The following is an 18,629-nucleotide window of genomic DNA, read 5'->3' on the forward strand; positions in this document are numbered from 1 at the left end:
GTGGGGCTGTCGGAAGATCTCGGCCGGTCACCGGAAGCGGATCACCGGCGGCGCTGTCAGGATTGACATGTGGTCATCCGACGCGTGCTCGCACCCCGCATCGACTTCGGCGCGCTGCGCCGCGAACTCGGCCTGCCCGAGGGCTTCCCGGCCGACGCGCAGCAGGAGGCCGACGAGGCGGCCGCGGCACCACCGCGGCCGCCCGTCGACCGCACCGACGTACCGTTCGTCACTGTCGACCCGGCCAGCTCCCGCGACCTGGACCAGGCGATGCACCTCGCGCGCCGCGCGGGCGGCGGCTACCGGGTGCGGTACGCGATCGCGGACGTCGCCGCGCACGTCTCCCCGGGCGGCGCGTTGGAGGCCGAGACGTGGCGGCGTGGGCAGACCGTCTACCTGCCCGACGGCCACGTGCCGCTGCACCCGCTGACGCTCAGCGAGGGCGCGGCCAGCCTGCTGCCCGACGACGACAGGGCCGCCGTGGTGTGGACCATCGACCTGGACGCCGACGGCGGCACCCTGGCCGTCGAACTGGAACGGGCACTGGTGCGCAGCCGGGCCAAACTCGACTACACAGGCGTGCAGGCAGCCGCGGACGCCGGACGGCTGCCCGAGCCGATCGCCCTGCTGCCGGAGATCGGCGACCTGCTGACCGTACGAGGGCTGCGCCGCGGCGCCATCAACCTGCCGCTTCCCGAGCAGGACGTGGAACCCGACGGCGACGGCTGGCGGCTGGTGCTGCGCGGCCCGGCCCCCATGGAGGAGTACAACGCGCAGATCTCCCTGCTGACCGGAATGGCCGCCGCCGACATCATGCTGGCCGGCCGGGTCGGCCTGCTGCGCACCATGCCGGCCCCGAAACCGGAGGCGGTGCAGCGGCTGCGCGCCGCCGCCGCGCCGCTCGGTGTGCACTGGCCCGACGGCGTCGGCCCGGGCGAGGTGATCGCCGCGCTGGACCCCGCCCAGCCGCGCGCCGCCGCGTTCATCGACCAGGCGGCCGAGTTGATGCGCGGCGCCGCGTACACCGCCTTCGACGGCGCGCTTCCCGAGCAGTCGCAGCACGGCGGGGTGGCCGCCGCGTACGCACACGTCACGGCGCCGCTGCGGCGTCTCGCCGACAGGTACGCCACAGAGGTCTGCCTGGCCCTGCACGCGGGCCGGTCGGTGCCCGACTGGGCGCGTGAGGCCCTGACCCGGCTGCCCGAGGTGATGGCCAGCACCGACCGGACCGCCTCGGCGGCCAGCCGGGGAGCTGTCGAGCTGGCCGAGGCGGTGCTGCTGGCGGACCGGGTCGGCGAGATCTTCGACGCGGCGGTCCTGGACGTCGACGCCCCGCCCAACGGCAAGTCCCGCCCCCGTCCGCCGGGCGGCACTGTCGCCCTGGACACCCCACCGGTACGCGCCCGCTGCCTCGGTGACCTGCCGCTCGGCGAACGGGTCCGGGTCCGCCTGGTCACCGCCGACCCGGCGGCCCGCACCGTCCTGTTCGAGCTGGCCTGAACCGGCTCGCGGTTGCGGCCTTCCGGGGCAGCGGGGATTGTCACAGCACACGGCGCTGCTGCCGTGCCTGGTGGTTTGGAAGGATGACCCCATGGCATACGACGCGAGCACGCTGCCCGACGTGTCCGGGCTGACGGTCGGCATCATCGGTGGCACAGGCGACCAGGGGCGGGGCCTCGCCTACCGGTTCGCGCGGGCCGGGCAGACGGTGCTGATCGGCTCCCGTTCCGCGGAGCGGGCCGCCGAGTCCGCCGCCGAGATCGCCGCCCTGCCCGGAATGCCGGCCGACGCCAGCATCGCCGGCGCGGCGAACGACGAGGTGGCCCGGCGCAGCGACATCGTGATCATCGCGGTGCCGTGGGACGGGCACGCCGCAACCGTCGCCTCCCTCGCCGAGCCGCTCGCCGGCCGGATCGTCGTCGACTGCGTCAACCCGCTCGGCTTCGACAAGCAGGGCCCGTACGCGCTCACAGTCGCCGAGGGCAGCGCCGTTCAGCAGGCCGCCGCGCTCCTGCCCGACTCCCGGGTCTGCGCGGCGTTCAACCACGTCAGCGCCCCGCTGCTCGCCGACCCCGACGTCGACCGCATCGACCTGGACGTGCTGATCTGCACCGAGGACCGCGAACTGGTCGACGTGGTCGCCGCGCTCGCCGCCCGGATCCCCGGGATGCGCGGCATCTACGCCGGTCGGCTCCGCAACGCCCACCAGATCGAGGCGTTCACCGCCAACCTGATCGCCATCAACAAGCGCTACAAGGCCCACGCCGGCATCCGCGTCACCGACCTCTGACCGGACCGCCGCCACCCAGACTCGCTGGCCGGCGATTCGTCGTACCTGGTTTCGTTGTACCGGGTTTCGTTGTACCGGGTTTCGTCTGTCCGGCGTCGCGCGGTCCGGCGTCGCGCGGTCCGGCGTTTGCGCGGCCCACCGTCGCGCGGCCTAGCCTTTGCGCGGCCCACCTTCGCGCGGTCCGGCGTCGCGCGGCCTAGCCTTTGCGCGGCCCACCTTCGCGCGGTCCGGCGTCGCGCGGCCTAGCGTTTGCGCGGCCCACCGTTGTGCGGCCCGGCGTCGCGGGCGGCCACGGGCACGCCACGGCCGCTACTGCTGTGGCTGTTGGCGCGCGGCGTTGGTCGCCCCGTCCGGCGGTCGTGCGTCGGGCGACGGGTGTGGGGCGGGTCCAGCTCCAATCGTCGGCTCGTCAGCGGCCAGGCCTTGGGGGTGGCCGGGTGTTGTGGCTGGTCGGCGGCCTACGCTCGTCGGTGGTAGTGGTTGCGGCGGGGAACCTGCGTGGGGTCGAGCCAGGCGGGTGGGACGAACTCGGGTTGGCCGTCATGGCCGAGGTGGACGGTCCAGTCGCCGCGGTGAAGATGGCGGTGGTGGTGGCCGCAGAGCAGGACCGCGTTGGCGAGGCTGGTGGGCCCGCCGTCGGCCCAGTGCCGGATGTGGTGGGCGTCGCACCAGCGGGATGGACGGTCACAGCCGGGGAAGGCGCAGCCTCGGTCGCGTAGGACGAGAGCGCGCCGGAGCGGCCCGGTGAACAGGCGTCGTTGGCGGCCGACGTCGAGGACGTGACCACCGCCGCCGAGGACGGCGGGCAGGATGGCGGCGTCGCAGGCGAGCCGGCGCACCGTGTCGGGGGTGAGTGCGAGGCCGGTGTCCAGGCTGCCCGCGCCCAGCTGGCGGGTCAACGCGTCGTAGCCGGTGGTGACGACGATCTGGGCGGGGTCGCCGCCGTTCTCGGGCAGTTGGCCGGTGCGTAGGGCGAGTCGGCAGACGTCGGTGAGGGCGTCGTGGCGGCGTTGCCCGGCGGTGCGCTTGTCGTCGGGGCCCGAGGGCGCGGTGAGTGGGTCGAGGGCGGCACGCAGCACGGCGGCGGCCTCGGTGTCGAGGGTGCCGGTGAGGCGCAGCCGGCCGTCGGTCTGCTCGGAGAGGGTGAGGTGCCGGTCGCGGGTGGCGCGGCGGTCGTCAGCGTCGAGTGCGGCCCTGGCGGCGTGGTCGGCCAGGTCGGGAGCGACGTGGTCGAGGATGCGGGTGCCGAGTATGCGCAGCCGGACGGGGTCGAACTGGCCGGACCAGTCGACGAGGACGCCTACGGCCTTGTCGGCGGCCTGCGTGCCGGCGACATCCTGCACGGTCGCGACGGTGTCGGCGATGACTCGGGCCTGGTCGACGGTGATGTCCGCGTCGGCGAGGGCGCGTCGTACCCCGGGATTGCCGGTGTCGAGAGTGGCGGCGAGGTCGACCAGCCGGCGGGCGGCGGGCACGGTGAGGCGCAGCCGCTCGCGGAGCCAGACCGCGGTGGAGGACGCACCCTGGGCAATCGGCGTGCCACGGCCGTCGAGTTCGCGGATCGCCGCCAGTTTCACGGCGGCGAGGCGCTGCTCGATGCGGTGTGCGGCGTCGAGCGTGGCGAGCAGGTCGGGCTCCGCCGCAGCCCAGATTGGTGCGTCGGTGCAGGCGGCGATTGCCTCCTCCGCCTGCGCCAACGACTCCAGCATGTCCTGACACTAGAACAAACGTACGACACTTTCAGTTACCAAGATCGATATGCGCCTGACTGGAGGATCCGTCGGCGACCGACCAGCGGCGGATGCCGCGGCTGCCGAGCTTCAGGCCGTGCGGACCCGGCCGCCGCTCCAGAGCTACCTGACCGGCAGCTACCGACCGGCAGCGGCCTGACCGGCAGCGGCCCGGCCGGCAGCTACCCGGCCGGCAGCGGCCGAACATCCGCCGTCCCGGCGGCGTCGCCGACCGGGCGGGGAACACCCCCATTCAGGAGCCGCCCCCGGTCTAGAAGGTGTGTTCGGCGGCCGGGAACTCGCCGCCGCGCACCTCGTCGGCGAAGCGGCGGGTGGCGTCGGTCAGGGTGCCGGCGAGGTCCGCGTACCGCTTGACGAAACGTGGGGTCTTGCCGGTGCGCAGACCGGCCATGTCCTGCCAGACCAGCACCTGCGCGTCGGTGTCCGGGCCGGCCCCGATGCCCACTGTCGGGATCGGCAGCTCCGCGGTGATCCGCTTGGCCACCTCGCCGGGCACCATCTCCAGCACCACCGCGAAGGCGCCCGCCTCGAAGACCGCCCGCGCGTCGGCGAGCACCTCCTCGGCCGTGTCGCCCCGGCCCTGCACCCGGTAGCCGCCCAGGGTGTGCTCGCTCTGCGGGGTGAAGCCGATGTGCGCCATCACCGGGATGCCGGCGCCGACGATCGCGGCGATCTGCGCGGCGCAACGACGGCCACCCTCCAGCTTCACCGCGTGGCAGCCACCCTCCTTCATGAACCGCACGGCGGTGCGCAGTGCCTGGGCCGGGCCCTCCTCGTACGAGCCGAAGGGCAGGTCGCCGACGATCAGCGACTGCCGGGTGGCCCGCACCACCGCCCGCACCAGCGGCAGCAGCTCGTCGGCGGTGATCGGCAGGGTCGTCTCGTAGCCGAACACGTTGTTCGCTGCCGAGTCGCCGACCAGCAGCACCGGCACGCCGGCCTGGTCGAAGATTCCCGCCGTGTACTGGTCGTACGAGGTGAGCATCGGCCACCGTTCGCCGCGCTCCTTGGCGGCGATCAGGTCGCGGGTACGGACCCGCCTGGTGGCCGGGCCGCCGTACAGGGCGGTCACCTCGTTCGCAGTGGACTCCACCATGACTGTCTCCTTCCTCGAGGCCGCCTGCGCGGTCCCCGGGTTCCACCGCGATCGTCGCACCGCAGGAGCGGGTCGCGGCAGGGCGCAGTGCAGGATGTCACTCCGGACGGTCAGCCCTTCTCGCGCCAGCGGTTGGTGATGGGCAGGCGGCGGTCCCGGCCGAACGCCTTCATCGAGATCTTCGCGCCGGGAGCCGACTGCCGACGCTTGTACTCGGCGGTATCCACCAGGCGGAGCACCTTGTCGACCACCGCCGGGTCGTGGCCCGACTCGACGAGCCCGTCGCGGCCCAGGTCACCGTCGACGTAGCCGATCAGGATCGGGTCCAGTACGTCGTAGTCGGGCAGGCTGTCGCTGTCCAACTGGCCGGGGCTCAGCTCGGCGCTCGGCGGCTTGCCGATCGAGTTCTCCGGGATCGGCGGGGTCTCGCCCCGGCGGGCGGCGTCCGCGTTGCGCCACTTCGCGAGCCGCCACACAAGCGTCTTCCACACGTCCTTGATCGGGTTGAAGCCGCCCACCGAGTCGCCGTACAGGGTGGAGTAGCCCACCGCCAGCTCGCTCTTGTTGCCGGTGGTCAGCACCAGGTGCCCCTCCTGGTTCGACAACGCCATCAGGATGACGCCGCGGACCCGGGCCTGGAGGTTCTCCACCGCCACCCCGGACAGCGACAGGTTGGCCAGGAAGCCGTCCACCATCGGCTGGATCGGCTCGACGCGGTAGTCCAGTCCGGTGCGCTTGGCCAGGTCGGCGGCGTCCTCACGGGAGTGTTCGGAGGAGTGCTGACTGGGCAGCGACACCCCGACGACCCGGTCTCCGCCGAGGGCGTCGACGGCCAGGGCGGCCACCACCGCCGAGTCGATACCGCCGGAGAGGCCGAGCACCACCGACGGGAAGCGGTTCTTGTTGACGTAGTCGCGCAGGCCCAGCACCAGCGCCTGCCACACCTCGGCCTCGTCGGCCACCGGCTCGATCAGCCCGCCGACGGCGGCCGGACCCGAGGGGGTGGGCGGGACACCGTCCACCGCGCCGCGGACGACCCGCAGGCCGGCGGCGGTCTGGGTGGCCGGCGGCTCGGTCGCGGCCGGCAGGTCCACGTCGTGGACGAGGAGGTGCTCGACGAACTGTGGGGCGCGGGTGAGCAGTTCCCCGTCGGCGGTCACGATCATCGAGTCGCCCTCGAAGACCAGCTCGTCCTGCCCGCCGATCATGTTGACGTACGCGATTGTGGCGTTCGCCTCGGCGGCCCGGCGGCGGACCAGCGGCAACCGGATGTCGTCCTTGTTCAGCTCGTACGGCGAGCCGTTGATGTTGACGACCAGGCCGACGCCTGCCTCCCGGGCGGCGGCGAACGGGCCGCCGGCCTGCCACAGGTCCTCGCAGATCGTCAACGCCACGTCCACCCCGGCGATGCGCACCACGGTGAGCGTGTCGCCGGGGATGAAGTAGCGGTCCTCGTCGAACACGCCGTAGTTGGGCAGGTGGTGCTTGAAGTAGCGGGTGGCCACCGTGCCGCCGTGCAGGAGCGCGGCGGCGTTGCGGGCACCGTGGCCGGGCTCCGCGTCCCCGCTGACCTGCGGCGGCCCGTCTGCGTCGAGGTAGCCGACCACCACCGGCACCTCGCCGAGGCCGTCCGCGGCGAGGTCGGCGGCGAGCCGCTCCAGGGCCGCCCGGGACGCGGCGACGAAGGACCGCCGGAACACCAGGTCCTCGACCGGGTAGCCGGTGAGCATCATCTCCGGGAAGAGCACCAGCTGGGCACCGGCATCGGCGGCCTGGCGAGTCCAGCTGCGGACCAGGTCGGCGTTGCCGGCGAGGTCGCCGACGCTCGGGTTGACCTGGGACAGGGCGAGACGCAGGGTGGGCATGTCCTCATCTTGCCCCAGTCGCGTCGGAGTCATTCGGCGGTAGCGGCGCGTTCGACGGCGGCGTCTGCGACCGTCGGGCGGGACACGAGGGGACGGCGGGCGGCGGTTCGCGTAACGTCTGCGTAACCGGGCCCGGGAACACTGGGCGGTCAGGTCGGGTAGAGCCCGGCCAAGGCGGACAAAAGAGTGTCGCGAGGGGTTGGGGAAGTGGACCGTCAGCAGGAGTTCGTCCTCCGTACGCTGGAAGAGCGGGACATCCGGTTCGTCCGGCTGTGGTTCACCGACGTGCTGGGCACGCTCAAGAGCGTGTCGGTGGCCCCCGCGGAGCTGGAGTCGGCCTTCGAGGAGGGCATCGGCTTCGACGGTTCGGCGATCGAGGGCTTCGCGCGGGTCTTCGAATCGGACATGGTGGCCATGCCCGACCCGACCACCTTCCAGGTCTTCCCGTTCGAGGGTGGGGTCAGCGGCGAGAGCGCCAGGATGTTCTGCGACATCCTGCTGCCCGACGGCAGCCCGTCCTGGGCCGACCCCCGGCACGTGCTGCGCCGAGGGCTGTCCAAGGCCGCCGAGAAGGGTTTCACCTTCTACACCCACCCCGAGATCGAGTTCTTCCTGCTGGAGAACGGCCCGCAGGACGGGTCCGTGCCGACGCCCGTCGACACCGGCGGCTACTTCGAGCACACCACCCACGCCGTGGCCCGGGACTTCCGCCGCCAGGGCGTGCTGGCCCTGGAACGCATCGGCATCTCGGTCGAGTTCAGCCACCACGAGGTCGCGCCCGGCCAGCAGGAGATCGACCTCCGGTACGCCGACGCGCTCACCACCGCCGACAACATCATGACCTTCCGGCACGTGGTCAAGGAGGTGGCGCTCTCCACGGGCGTGCAGGCCAGCTTCATGCCGAAGCCGTTCACCGACCAGCCGGGCAGCGGGATGCACACCCACCTGTCGCTGTTCGAGGGCGAGCGCAACGCGTTCCACGACTCGGGCGACCCGATGAAGCTGTCCAAGGTGGCGAAGTCGTTCATCGCCGGCCTGCTGATGCACGCCCGCGAATACACGGCCGTCACCAACCAGTGGGTCAACTCGTACAAGCGGCTCTTCCCGCAGCACCTGCCGGACCGCATCACGGAGAGCCCGGCGTACGTCTGCTGGGGTCACCTGAACCGCTCCGCGCTGGTCCGCGTGCCCGCGTACGGCAAGCCGAACTCGGCAAGGGTCGAGGTCCGCTCGCCGGACTCGGCGGCCAACCCGTACCTGGCGTTCGCGGTGCTGCTCGGTGCCGGCATGAAGGGCATCGAGGAGGGGTACGAGCTGCCGCCGGGCGCCGAGGACGACGTGTGGTCGCTGACCAGCGCCGAACGCCGCGCCATGGGGTACGAGGCGCTGCCGGAGAACCTGGCCGAGGCGATCGACGTGATGGCCGAGTCCGAGCTGGTCGCCGAGGTGCTGGGCGAGCACGTCTTCGACTTCTTCCTGCGCAACAAGCGGGCCGAGTGGGAGCAGTACCGCCGCGAGGTCACCCCGTACGAGCGGCAGCGCTACCTGGCGCTGTAACGCCGGGGCTGACGCGGTTGCGCGCTGCCGCTATCGTCTCGATCACCGCGCCGGTACCCCTTCCGGGCGGAGAGTCGGGAGGCAGTCGGTGCTGGAGGATCTGCTCAGCGGTGCCTGGCAGAGCGTCGTGTTCGGGATCGTCGGCGTGGGGCTGATGGCGGCCGGGTTCGGCCTGGTCGACCTGCTCACGCCGGGGCGGTTGCGGGACCTGATCTGGGTGGACCGCAACACCAACGCGGGGCTGCTGCTCGCCGCCAACCAGCTCGGCATCGCCGGGATCGTCTTCACGGCGATCCTGACCAGCTACAGCGACTTCGGTAAGGGGCTCGCCTCCACCGTGGTGTTCGGCCTGCTCGGGCTGGGCATCATGGCGCTGGCCTTCTTCGTGCTCGACCTGCTCACGCCCGGCAAGCTGGGTGAGGTCATCTGCTCGCCCGAGCCGCATCCGGCGGCCCGGGTCAGCGCCGCCACCCATTTCGGCGCAGCGCTCATCGTCTGCGCCTGCATCGCCTGAGCGTTCGTCGTACCCCGGCCGTAGCGTGCCGGGCATGAACCGTACGGACCGGCTCTACGCCCTGGTCGAGGAGTTGCGGGCGGTGTCGCCGCGTCCGCGCAGCGCCCGCTGGCTGGCGGCCCGCTTCGAGGTGAGCAGCCGGACCATCGAACGGGACCTCGGCGCCCTCCAGGAGGCCGGGGTGCCGATCTGGGCCGAGCCGGGGCGCACCGGCGGCTACACGCTGGACCGCGCCCGCACCCTGCCACCGGTCAACCTCACCCCGGCCGAGGCGGTGGCGATGGCTGTCGCGCTGCACCGGCTTGCGGGCACGCCGTTCGCCGGGCCGGGTGGCACCGCTCTGCGCAAGCTGGTGGCGGTGCTTCCGGCCGCCGAGGCCGCCGAGGCGCACCGCCTCGCCGGCCGGGTGCACCTGGTCGGCGACGGGCCGGCCACGCCCGTCCCGGCCATCGTCGCCGACGCGGTGTCCGCGAGGCGGGTGCTGCGCATCGGGTACGCCGACCGCGACGGCGCGGGTTCGGTCCGCGACGTCGAGCCGGTGGGCTACCTCGGCAACCACCGACACTGGTATCTGGTGGCCTGGTGTCGGCTCCGCGGCGAGCTGCGCTGTTTCCGGACCGACCGGATCCGGATGGTTCGGGCGCTGTCCGAGGTGGTGTCCCGGGAGTGGCGCCCGAGCGATCTCGACATTCCGCACGAGCGGGTCCGGTCGGTGAGCCTGGTCTGACCCCTGTCAGGTGATCCGGAAACACCGACAGGACGGTGTCGCGCACGGGCCCGAGACTGCTCCAGACGACGGCCGAACGGCCGGCTTTGGAAACACTGGAGGCAGTACATGTCCACGACGCCCATCACCTGGTTCGAGTTCGGCACGGACCGGCCGGAAGAGGCGCAACGGTTCTACGGAGAGCTGTTCGGCTGGACCTTCGAGCAGCAGGGCCCGTCGTACCGTGTGACAGGCGCCGGTGGCGACACCGGGATCGGCGGGGCGATCCGGACCATCAGCGACGACGCACCGAACTACGCGGCGTTCTACGCCGAGGTGGCCGACGTCGCGGAGACCTGCCGTCGGGCCGAGGCGGCCGGCGGCACGGTGCTGGTGCCGCCGGCGACGACGCCGAGCGGCCTGGTCCGCGCCCAACTGCTCGACCCGGTCGGGAACCGGGTGGGACTGTTTGCGCCCCCACCCGCGCAGGCCTGAGCCCCGGCCCGGCGGCCCGCTGTGGCCGACGGACCACGCAGGCCGTCGGCGCCGGTCCGCCGCGCTGATCGACTCCGGTCGCCGAGCGGTGTCCAGCGAGCTGATCGACTCCAGATCCCCGATGTGGCGGTGTCCAGGCGTACGGACACCGCCACATCGGCGAAACGGTGTGGATCAAGCCGGGATCACGCGCCGGGCGTGGCCTCCGGGGCGTCCTGCTGGTCGGAGCCCTCCGGGGCGCCGGCGGGGCTGCCCTTGTCGCCCTTGTCGCCCTGCCCGTCCTTGGCACCAGGCCCGCTCCTGTCGCCGTGGCCAACCGGCCCGCCCCGGTGACCCGGGCCGCCCTTCTCGCCGGGGCCGGGGAAGACGCCGGCCTCGACGGCCTTGGTGATGGCGTCGGCCTGCTCCTGGGTGATCTTGCCGTCCTTGACTGCCTGGTCCAGCCGCTCCTTCAGGGCGGCCTGGCGGTCCTCGGCGGACGGGCGCTGCGGCCGGTCGGCCGGCTTGTGCTCCTCGCGCAGCTTCTCCAGTGCGGCGGTCACCTTCTCGGTGGGCACACCCAGCTCCTGGGCGAGCTTCTCGGCGAACTCACCGTGCCGGTCCTGCTTCCGCTCGGCGCTGCTGGCGCTCGGCGTCGGGGTGCCCCCGTCAGCGGCGAACGCCATCGTGGGGGCGGCGATCCCCACGCCGAGCACACCGGCTGCGGCCACGCTGGCCAGCAGGTGCTTCTTCGACATCGTGCGGAACATCGGTCCTCCAGATTGTCGTTTGGTGCTGCGATGACGTCACCGACAGTGACCGGGGAGGCTGGGCGCAACCCATGGCGACCCTGTCAGCGGGCTGGCAATCCGGCTCGGCAGCCGGACAAACCGGTTGCGACGTCGCCGTCCGTACGGTCAGGGTGGGAAAGCCCCGACGAAAGGATCGCGCCTCGTGACGACCGCCGAGATTCGGGAGATCCCCCTCGCCGAGCCGGGCGCCGGCCCGTACGGCATCACGCCCGGCCCCGACGGCGCACTCTGGCTGACGCTCGCCCACGGTGGCGCGATCGCCCGCCTGGGGGTCGACGGCGCGGTACGGACCCACCCGCTGGACCCGGCGGGTGGCCGACCGCTGATCATCACCGCCGGTCCGGACGGGGCGCTCTGGTTTACCCGCTCCGGTGATGACCGGATCGGCCGGATCAGCGTCGACGGCGACCAGCGCACGGTCGCACTGCCGGCCGGCACGGGGCCGGGCGGTATCGCCACCGGCCCGGACGGCGCGCTCTGGTACGCGGGCATGACCTCCGACACGATCGGCCGGGTGGACACCGACGGAGGCGTCGAGGTGTTCCCGCTACCCGCGACCGGCGCGTTCGCCTCGATGATCACCGCCGGGCCGGACGACGCGGTCTGGTTCACCCTCAACCAGGCGAACGCCATCGGCCGGATCGACCTCGACGGCAGGGTCACCCTGCACCCACTGCCCACCGGAAACGCCGGCCCGGTCGGCATCGCCCCCGGTGGCGACGGCGCCATCTGGTTCGTGGAGATCACCGCCGGTCAGCTCGGCCGGGTCACCCCGGACGGCGAGGTGACCGAGATCCCGCTGCCGGACCGGGCGGCCCGGCCGCACGCCATCGTGGCCGACCCGGCCGGCGGCGCCTGGTTCACCGAGTGGGGGGCCAACCGGATCGGCCACCTCGACCCCACCGGACGGATCGAGAGCTACCCCCTGCCAACCCCCAACGCCGAACCCCACGGCATCACGGTCACCCCCGACGGCGTCTGGGCCGCCCTGGAGATCGGCGCGGTGGCCCACCTGACCCCAGCCGCGTGATCAAGAGGTTCGCGTCAGAATCCGGGCCGGAACTGACGCGAACCTCTTGATCACCGGGGGTCAGCGGACGGCGGGGGAGACGCTCAGGGTTCCGGTTTCGGTGTCCAGGGTCGCACTGGTGCCCACCGGGACGGTCAGTTGGTCGGGGCCGTGGCCGATCGGTAGGCCGCCGAGGACCGGTACGCCCAGGTCGCCGAGGCGTTCGGTGAGGACGTCCACGATCGTGGTGTCCCAGCCGTCCCCGCAGTCGGTGAACTGCCCGAGCGCCACCCCGGCCAGCCCGTCCAGCGCGCCGGCCCGGCGCAGCTGGGTGAGCATCCGGTCGACCTTGTACGGAGGCTCCTGTACGTCCTCGATCAACAGCACCGCACCGGTCAGGTCGGGCAGGTCCGGGGTGCCGACCGACGCGACGATCATGCAGAGATTGCCGCCGAGCAGGGTGCCGGTGGCCCGACCCGGGACGCGGACGGCGAAGGTGTCCTCGCCCGGGACGGCGCTGACCGACACGTCCCCGGTGGTCATCAGGGCGGCGTGCAACGACTCGGCCGAGCGCAGGGGGGTGCGCTCGTCCCGCCAGGCGGCGCCCGGGCCGTGGACGCCGGCCAGCCGGGCACCCCGCCACAGCGCGAACTGCAACGCCGTGATGTCGGAGAAGCCGGCCACCACCTTCGGGTCGCGGCGCACGGCCGCCATGTCGATGGCGTCGACGATCCGCTGGACGCCGTAGCCGCCCCGGGTGCAGATCACCCCCCGGATCTCCGGGTCGGCGAAGGCCGCGTTCAGGTCGGCGGCGCGTACGTCGTCAGTACCGGCCAGGTAGCCGTGCCGGGCGTACGCGTTCGGCGCCGGCACCGGCCGCAGACCCCAACCGGTGAGCAGTTCCACCCCTCGTGCCACCCGCTCCGGCGACGTCGGCCCGGACGGTGACACGAGTGCCACCGCGTCACCCGGGCGCAGCACCGGTGGGCGGACGACTGCCGAATCCTCGCTGATCACAACCGCAGAGCCTAGCCACACCGTCAGCGGGCGGCGGCGCCCGGCGGCCGGACCCGTGGCGGGGCGTGGCCCTGCGCGGCGAACCCGCTAGCCTCGACGGGTGGCAACCGCGCTGGTGATCGAGAACGACCCGACGGATGACGCCCGCCGGCTGGGTGAGTGGCTGACCGAGGCCGGGCTGGAGCTGTGGGTCGTACGCCCACACGCCGGCGACGAGATGCCCGCCGACCTGGAGGGGTACGCGGCGCTCGTGGTGCTCGGCGGCGACCAGCAGGCGTACCCGCTGCCGGACGGCTCGCCCGGCGCGCCGTGGTTCCCCGCCGTGGAGGGCCTGCTGCGCAAGGCGGTCCGCTACCGGGTGCCCACCCTGGCCGTCTGCCTGGGCGCGCAGCTGCTCGCCACCGCGCACGCCGGCCTGGTCGAGCGGAGCCCGTCCGGGCCGGAGATCGGCCCCGGCGTGGTCGGCCGGCGCGACGCCGCCGAGAACGACCCGCTGTTCCGGTACGTGCCGCTGATCCCGGACGTCCTGCAGTGGCACTCCGACGAGATCACCGAACTGCCCCGGGGCGCCACCCTGCTGGCCGCCTCCACCCGCTACCCCCATCAGGCGTTCCGGCTCGGTGACCGGGCGTGGGGTCTGCAGTTCCACATCGAGTGCGACACCGCGATGATCGCCGACTGGGCCACCGACTCGGCTCAACTCGCCGAGCTGGGGTACGACCCCGAACTTGTCGTCGCGGCGTGCGACTCGGTGATGGTGGACGTCGAGGAGGTCTGGCAGCCGTTCGCCGCCCGGTTCGCCGCCCTCGCGCTCGGCGAGCTGGACGACAGCACGGTGCGGCGGGGCCTGCCGCTGCTCGGGCACTGATGAGCCGACCGACCAGGGCGCCGGGCCGGCTTGCCCGCTACGGTTTCGGCACCGCCGACGGCGACGGCGGGGCGCGTGCCGCCGACCTGCTCGGCCCCGACGGGCTGGGGCTGTGGCGACCGGACGAGCAGGAGCCGGTCGACGAGCCAGCCGCCGAACTGCTGGCCGCGCTGTCCCGGGCCGCCGACCCGGACCTGGCGCTGCGCCAACTGCACCGCATCGTCGAGACCGAACGCCGCACGACAGGCGGCACCGCGTCGCCGCTGCTCGCGGATCTGCACGCCGATCCCGGCCTGCGGCGGCGGGTGATCGCGGTGCTCGGCGCCTCGTCGGCGCTCGGCGACCACCTGGTGGCGCACCCCGAGCACTACCAGGCGCTGCGTACCGCCCCGGACGGGCTCGCGCCCACCGCCGAGGGCCGGCTGGAACCCGCAGGCGACGGCAATTCGGTGGCGGTGCTGCGGGCCGCGTACCGGCTGGCGTTGCTGCGCATCGCGGCGGCCGACCTCACCGGCGGGCGCGGCCTGGAACAGACCATGGCCGCGCTGTCCGCGCTTGCCGACGCGACGCTTGCCGCGGCGTACGAGATCGCCGTCGACGAGCTGGCCGAGGGCACCGAACGGCCCCGGCTGGCGGTCGTGGCGATGGGCAAGTGCGGTGGCGGGGAACTGAACTACGTCTCCGACGTGGACGTCATCTTCGTGGCGGCCGAGGACGCCGACCTGCCCGCCGCGACCCTCGTGGCGACCCGGCTGATCCAGATCTGTGGGCTTGTCGCCTGGCCGGTGGACGCCGCGCTGCGCCCGGAGGGCAACCGGGGCCCGCTGGTGCGTACCCTCGCCAGCCACCTCGCCTACTACCGCCGGTGGGCGCGCACCTGGGAGTTCCAGGCGCTGCTCAAGGCCCGCCCGGCCGCCGGTGACCTGCCGCTGGCCCAGGAGTGGATCGACCAGCTCGCGCCGCTGGTGTGGCGGGCGGCCGAGCGGCCCGAGGCGGTCGAGGACGTCCGGGCGATGCGTCGCCGGATCATCGACCACATCCCGCCCAAGGAGCTGGAACGCGAGATCAAGCGCGGCCCCGGCGGGCTGCGCGACATCGAGTTCGCCGTCCAGTTGCTGCAACTCGTGCACGGGCGCGGCGACGAGACGCTGCGGGCGCCGGGCACCCTCCCGGCGCTGCGGGCGCTCGTCGCCGGAGGCTACGTCGGTCGCGCCGACGGCGAGGCCCTGCTGCGCGGCTACCGCTTCCTGCGCAGCGTCGAGCACCGGCTGCAACTACAGGGCCTGCGGCGTACGCACACCGTGCCCACCGAGCCGGCCGCGCTGCGCTGGCTGGCCGCCGCGCTGGGTTTCACCGCCACGCCGGGGCGCAGCGCCGTGGAGAGCTTCCGGGCCGAGTGGGTCACCCACGCCGCCGAGGTACGCCGGCTGCACGCCAAACTGCTCTACCGGCCGCTGTTGGAGTCGGTGGCCCGGGTCCCGGCCGACGGGCTGCGGCTCACTCCGGAAGCGGCGCGGCACCGCCTGGAGATCCTCGGGTTCGCCGACCCGGCCGGGGCGCTGCGCCACCTCCAGGCGCTCACCGGCGGGGTGAGCCGTACGGCGGCCATCCAGCGGACCCTGCTGCCGGTGCTGCTCAGCGAGTTCGCCGACGCGCCGGAACCGGACCGGGGGCTGCTCAACTACCGCAAGGTCTCCGACAAGCTGGGCAGCACACCCTGGTACCTGCGGCTGCTGCGCGACGGCGGCCCGGTGGCCCGGCGGCTGGCCCGCGTCCTCGCCCTGTCCCGGTACGTCGCCGACCTGCTCGCCCGCGACCCGGAGGCGCTGCGGCTGCTGGCCGAGGAGAACGAACTGGCCCCGCGCTCCCGCGAGGTGCTGCGCGAGGGGTTCCTGGCGGCGGCGGCCCGGCACACCGATCCGGTGGAGGCGACAAGCGCGGTGCGGGCACTGCGGCGTCGGGAACTGGTCCGGGTGGCGTGCGCCGACGTGCTCTGCCGTGCGGGCGCGCTCGCACCCGCGCCCACCCGCGCGGACGGCGCGAAGCGGGCACCCGGGCTGTCCGACATCACCGAGGTCGGCACGGCGCTCTCCGACGTCACCGACGCCACACTGGCCGCCGCGCTGCGGGCCGCCCAGGCCAGCCAACCGGCACCGGAAGGGCTGCGGTTCGCCGTCATCGGCATGGGCCGGCTCGGCGGGTACGAGTCGAACTACCTCTCCGACGCCGACGTCCTCTTCGTCTACGACCCGCCCGCCGGCGGCAACGAGAGCGCCGCCAGCGCCGCCGCGCACGGCATCGCCGAGGAACTGCGCCGGCTGCTCGGCGTACCCGCCCCCGACCCGCCGCTCGGCGTCGACGCCGACCTGCGTCCGGAGGGCCGGCAGGGTCCGCTGGTGCGCAGTCTCGCCGCGTACGCGCAGTACTACGCCCGCTGGTCCCGCGTGTGGGAGGCGCAGGCGCTGCTGCGTGCCCGGTTCGTCTGCGGCGACGCCGACCTGGGCGCCGAGTTCGAGGCGATGATCGACCCGGTGCGCTACCCCGCCGACGGGCTGACCCGCGAGCAGGTCGTCGAGATCCGCCGGATCAAGGCCCGCGTGGAGACCGAGCGGCTGCCCCGGGGCGCCGACCCGGCCACCCACACCAAGCTGGGCCGGGGCGGGCTCGCCGACGTGGAGTGGGCGGTGCAGCTCGTCCAGCTCCGGCATGCCGGCGCGAATCCGGCGCTGCGCGGCACGCGTACCCTCGACGCCCTCGCGGCCGCCGCCGAGGCGGGCCTGGTCGACCCGGCGGACGCCGCGGAGATGGCCGCCGGCTGGTCCCTGGCCGCGCAGGTCCGCAACGCGTTGATGCTGGTCCGGGGTCGGGCCGGTGACCAACTGCCCCGGCACGGGGTGGAGCTGGCCGGGGTGGTCCGGCTGCTCGGCCGCGACGACCCGGGGGAGTTCCTCGACGAGTACCTGCGCACCGCCCGCCGCTCCCGAGCCGCCACGGAACGTGTCCTCGATGCCTGACGCGTCGACGCGCCCGGCCGGGCAGCGCACCGGTTGGGCGGCGGCGACCGGGGTGGCGGTGGTCCTCGCCGCCGTGTTCCTGGTCGCGCCGCCGATGGGCACCGACCTCGCCGCCCAGGTGGCCCGCGCCGAGTTCGCCGACCGGTACGGCGGCACACCGATCGACCTCGGCTGGTACGGCGGCGTCAACCAGTACGGCTACAGCCTCTTCACGGCCAGGTGGGGTGCGCTGGTCGGGGTGCGCCCGCTGGGGGCTCTCGCCGCCGTGCTCGGCGCGGCCGCGCTGGCGTGGCTGTTCGCCCGCAACCGGGCCCGCCGGCCCCTGCTGGCAGGCGTCCTCGGCGCCGTGGTGCTTGTCGGCAATCTGGCCAGCGGTCGGATCACCTTCGCCGTCGGGCTGACGTTCGGTCTGCTGGCGCTCTGCGCGGTAAGCGCGGACCGCCCGCCGCGCTGGCTGAGGCTGGTACTCGCCGCCGGATGCGCCGCCCTGGCCACGGCGGCGAGCCCGGTCGCGGGCCTGTTCACCGGCTTGGCCGGCGCGGCGCTGCTGCTGTCCGCCCTGCGCACCGGCGCCGGGCCGGGCCGCCCGCTGCCCGGCGGCTGGCGGATCGACCGCCCTGTCGCCGAGGGGCTCGTCCTGGCCGTGGCGCCCGCCGTCACGCTGGCACCTGTCGCGGTCCTCTTCGGCAACGGCGGCACCCAGCCGTACTCGGCCGAGTCGATGCGGATCAACGTCGCGCTCGCGGTGCTGGTGGCGGTCGTGCTGCCGCGCCGCCGCCGGGTGCTGCGCATCGGCGCGGCGCTCACCGTGCTGCTCCTGGTCGGCGCGTACTACGTGCCCAGCCCGATCGGCTCCAACGCGCTGCGACTGCCGATGCTGTTCGCCCTGCCCGTGCTCGCCGGTTACGCCGCGCTACCCGGCCCGTGGCTGGCCGGGCTGCTCGCCGCCACCGTGTGGTGGCAGTCGCCGGTGATGACGAGCGACGTGACCCGCGCCGGCTCGCCGGAGAGCGCCGCGGGCTTCTACCGGCCGCTCGTCACCGAACTCGACAGGCGGCAGCCGGTCGGACGGGTCGAGGTGGTGCCGTTGCGCGACCACTGGGAGTCCGCGTACCTGCCGCCGACAGTGCCACTGGCCAGGGGCTGGGAACGCCAGGTCGACAGCGACCGCAACGCGCTGTTCTACGACGGCAGCCTGAGCGCGCAGACGTACGAGCAGTGGTTACGGCACGAGGCGGTGAGCTACGTCGTGCTCGCCCCGGACGCACCCGCCGACCGGTGGGGCCGCGACGAGGCCGCGCTGATCCGCGCCGGCCTGCCGTACCTGCGGGAGGTCTGGAGCGACCCGACCTGGCGGATGTACGCAGTTGTCGACCCGACACCGCTGGTCGGTGCCCCGGGGCAGCTCGTCACCGCCGACCGCGGCTCGGTCCGCCTGACCGCCGCGCCCGGCGACGTGCCGGTGCGGGTGCGCTGGTCACGCTGGCTCTCGCTGACCGGCCCGGACGGCTGCGTACGCCCCGGCGCGGACGGGTGGACCGAGGTGCGGGTCCGTGCGGCAGGCGACTACACGGTGTCCAGCGGACTCACGCCGGCGAACCACTGCTGACGGTGCTGCCGTCGTCCCCCGACCGAGGTGCTGGCAGCATGTCGGGC

General features: G+C 73.7%; 14 protein-coding genes and 1 pseudogene. 10 read left to right on the forward strand and 5 right to left on the reverse strand.

The annotated features are described in order from the left end of the window. Nucleotides 1-69 precede the first annotated feature (69 nt). Together ACFY1S_RS19485 and npdG are read left to right on the forward strand one after the other, a co-directional pair. On the forward strand, nucleotides 70-1,500 hold the full coding sequence (locus ACFY1S_RS19485; RefSeq protein ID WP_387119779.1) for an RNB domain-containing ribonuclease: 1,431 nt from the start codon (nucleotides 70-72) through the stop codon (nucleotides 1,498-1,500). Nucleotides 1,501-1,591: 91 nt separating this feature from the next. Then, nucleotides 1,592-2,290 carry an NADPH-dependent F420 reductase gene (gene npdG, locus ACFY1S_RS19490; protein WP_364362482.1) on the forward strand — a complete coding sequence of 233 codons (699 nt, stop codon included), beginning with the start codon at nucleotides 1,592-1,594 and terminating at the stop codon, nucleotides 2,288-2,290. Nucleotides 2,291-2,748: 458 nt separating this feature from the next. On the opposite strand, the gene ACFY1S_RS19495 is transcribed toward npdG, so the two are convergent. The 3 genes from ACFY1S_RS19495 to ACFY1S_RS19505 all read right to left on the reverse strand — a co-directional run bounded on the left by ACFY1S_RS19495 (nucleotide 2,749) and on the right by ACFY1S_RS19505 (nucleotide 7,002). Next, on the reverse strand, nucleotides 2,749-3,999 hold the full coding sequence (locus ACFY1S_RS19495) for a DUF222 domain-containing protein (protein ID WP_387119783.1): 1,251 nt from the start codon (nucleotides 3,997-3,999) through the stop codon (nucleotides 2,749-2,751). A 292-nt stretch (nucleotides 4,000-4,291) separates the two neighbouring features. Continuing rightward, nucleotides 4,292-5,137: a 3-methyl-2-oxobutanoate hydroxymethyltransferase gene (panB, locus tag ACFY1S_RS19500; protein WP_387119786.1), complete on the reverse strand. Its 846-nt coding sequence runs from the start codon at nucleotides 5,135-5,137 to the stop codon at nucleotides 4,292-4,294. 110 nt (nucleotides 5,138-5,247) lie between these two features. Beyond that, the gene (locus ACFY1S_RS19505; protein WP_387119789.1) at nucleotides 5,248-7,002 is read right to left on the reverse strand and encodes an NAD+ synthase; all 1,755 of its coding nucleotides are present in this window, start codon (nucleotides 7,000-7,002) and stop codon (nucleotides 5,248-5,250) included. A gap of 207 nt (nucleotides 7,003-7,209) precedes the next feature. On the opposite strand from ACFY1S_RS19505, the gene glnA reads away from it, so the two are divergent. The 4 genes from glnA (at nucleotide 7,210) to ACFY1S_RS19525 (ending at nucleotide 10,274) form a co-directional block, all read left to right on the forward strand. Next, nucleotides 7,210-8,559 carry a type I glutamate--ammonia ligase gene (gene glnA, locus ACFY1S_RS19510; RefSeq protein WP_364362485.1) on the forward strand — a complete coding sequence of 450 codons (1,350 nt, stop codon included), beginning with the start codon at nucleotides 7,210-7,212 and terminating at the stop codon, nucleotides 8,557-8,559. A gap of 88 nt (nucleotides 8,560-8,647) precedes the next feature. Next, nucleotides 8,648-9,073 (forward strand): DUF350 domain-containing protein, encoded by a 426-nt coding sequence (locus ACFY1S_RS19515; RefSeq protein WP_364362486.1) that lies wholly within the window; start codon nucleotides 8,648-8,650, stop codon nucleotides 9,071-9,073. A gap of 34 nt (nucleotides 9,074-9,107) precedes the next feature. Then, nucleotides 9,108-9,800, forward strand: coding sequence for a helix-turn-helix transcriptional regulator (locus tag ACFY1S_RS19520; RefSeq protein ID WP_387119792.1), 693 nt, complete (start codon nucleotides 9,108-9,110; stop codon nucleotides 9,798-9,800). A gap of 108 nt (nucleotides 9,801-9,908) precedes the next feature. After that, a complete protein-coding gene (locus ACFY1S_RS19525) occupies nucleotides 9,909-10,274 on the forward strand; it encodes a VOC family protein (RefSeq protein WP_387119796.1) in 366 nt (121 codons plus the stop codon). A gap of 311 nt (nucleotides 10,275-10,585) precedes the next feature. On the opposite strand, the pseudogene ACFY1S_RS19530 reads toward ACFY1S_RS19525, so the two are convergent. Beyond that, nucleotides 10,586-11,023: pseudogene (locus tag ACFY1S_RS19530) on the reverse strand (hypothetical protein); the annotation flags it as partial. Nucleotides 11,024-11,207: 184 nt separating this feature from the next. On the opposite strand from ACFY1S_RS19530, the gene ACFY1S_RS19535 reads away from it, so the two are divergent. Next, nucleotides 11,208-12,095 (forward strand): virginiamycin B lyase, encoded by an 888-nt coding sequence (locus ACFY1S_RS19535; RefSeq protein WP_387119799.1) that lies wholly within the window; start codon nucleotides 11,208-11,210, stop codon nucleotides 12,093-12,095. A 60-nt stretch (nucleotides 12,096-12,155) separates the two neighbouring features. Here ACFY1S_RS19535 and ACFY1S_RS19540 read toward each other — a convergent pair whose 3' ends face one another. Next, complete coding sequence (locus tag ACFY1S_RS19540) at nucleotides 12,156-13,091, reverse strand: LD-carboxypeptidase (RefSeq protein ID WP_387119802.1); 936 nt, start codon at nucleotides 13,089-13,091, stop codon at nucleotides 12,156-12,158. 100 nt (nucleotides 13,092-13,191) lie between these two features. Between ACFY1S_RS19540 and ACFY1S_RS19545 the strand changes: the two genes are divergently transcribed. Genes ACFY1S_RS19545 through ACFY1S_RS19555 form a run of 3 tightly spaced genes read left to right on the forward strand, consistent with a single transcriptional unit; the run spans nucleotide 13,192 to nucleotide 18,582 of the window. Next, nucleotides 13,192-13,959, forward strand: a complete 768-nt coding sequence (locus ACFY1S_RS19545; RefSeq protein ID WP_387119804.1) for a type 1 glutamine amidotransferase — start codon at nucleotides 13,192-13,194, stop codon at nucleotides 13,957-13,959. Next, nucleotides 13,959-16,973, forward strand: coding sequence for a bifunctional [glutamine synthetase] adenylyltransferase/[glutamine synthetase]-adenylyl-L-tyrosine phosphorylase (locus ACFY1S_RS19550; protein WP_387119807.1), 3,015 nt, complete (start codon nucleotides 13,959-13,961; stop codon nucleotides 16,971-16,973). Before ACFY1S_RS19545 ends, ACFY1S_RS19550 begins: the two co-directional genes overlap by 1 nt. Beyond that, nucleotides 16,966-18,582, forward strand: a complete 1,617-nt coding sequence (locus ACFY1S_RS19555; protein WP_387119810.1) for a hypothetical protein — start codon at nucleotides 16,966-16,968, stop codon at nucleotides 18,580-18,582. Before ACFY1S_RS19550 ends, ACFY1S_RS19555 begins: the two co-directional genes overlap by 8 nt. Nucleotides 18,583-18,629 lie beyond the last annotated feature (47 nt).

Origin of the sequence: Micromonospora sp. NPDC000663 (assembly GCF_042898105.1) — a bacterium.
GTDB lineage: Bacteria > Actinomycetota > Actinomycetes > Mycobacteriales > Micromonosporaceae > Micromonospora.

What these genes read in the sequence shown, in the direction of transcription:
- panB (WP_387119786.1), bottom strand. Translation starts at nt 5,137, where the DNA reads ATGGTGGAGTCCACTGCGAACGAGGTGACCGCCCTGTACGGCGGCCCG.
- ACFY1S_RS19495 (WP_387119783.1), bottom strand. Translation starts at nt 3,999, where the DNA reads ATGCTGGAGTCGTTGGCGCAGGCGGAGGAGGCAATCGCCGCCTGCACC.
- npdG (WP_364362482.1), top strand. Translation starts at nt 1,592, where the DNA reads ATGGCATACGACGCGAGCACGCTGCCCGACGTGTCCGGGCTGACGGTC.
- ACFY1S_RS19550 (WP_387119807.1), top strand. Translation starts at nt 13,959, where the DNA reads ATGAGCCGACCGACCAGGGCGCCGGGCCGGCTTGCCCGCTACGGTTTC.
- ACFY1S_RS19520 (WP_387119792.1), top strand. Translation starts at nt 9,108, where the DNA reads ATGAACCGTACGGACCGGCTCTACGCCCTGGTCGAGGAGTTGCGGGCG.
- ACFY1S_RS19555 (WP_387119810.1), top strand. Translation starts at nt 16,966, where the DNA reads ATGCCTGACGCGTCGACGCGCCCGGCCGGGCAGCGCACCGGTTGGGCG.
- ACFY1S_RS19525 (WP_387119796.1), top strand. Translation starts at nt 9,909, where the DNA reads ATGTCCACGACGCCCATCACCTGGTTCGAGTTCGGCACGGACCGGCCG.
- ACFY1S_RS19505 (WP_387119789.1), bottom strand. Translation starts at nt 7,002, where the DNA reads ATGCCCACCCTGCGTCTCGCCCTGTCCCAGGTCAACCCGAGCGTCGGC.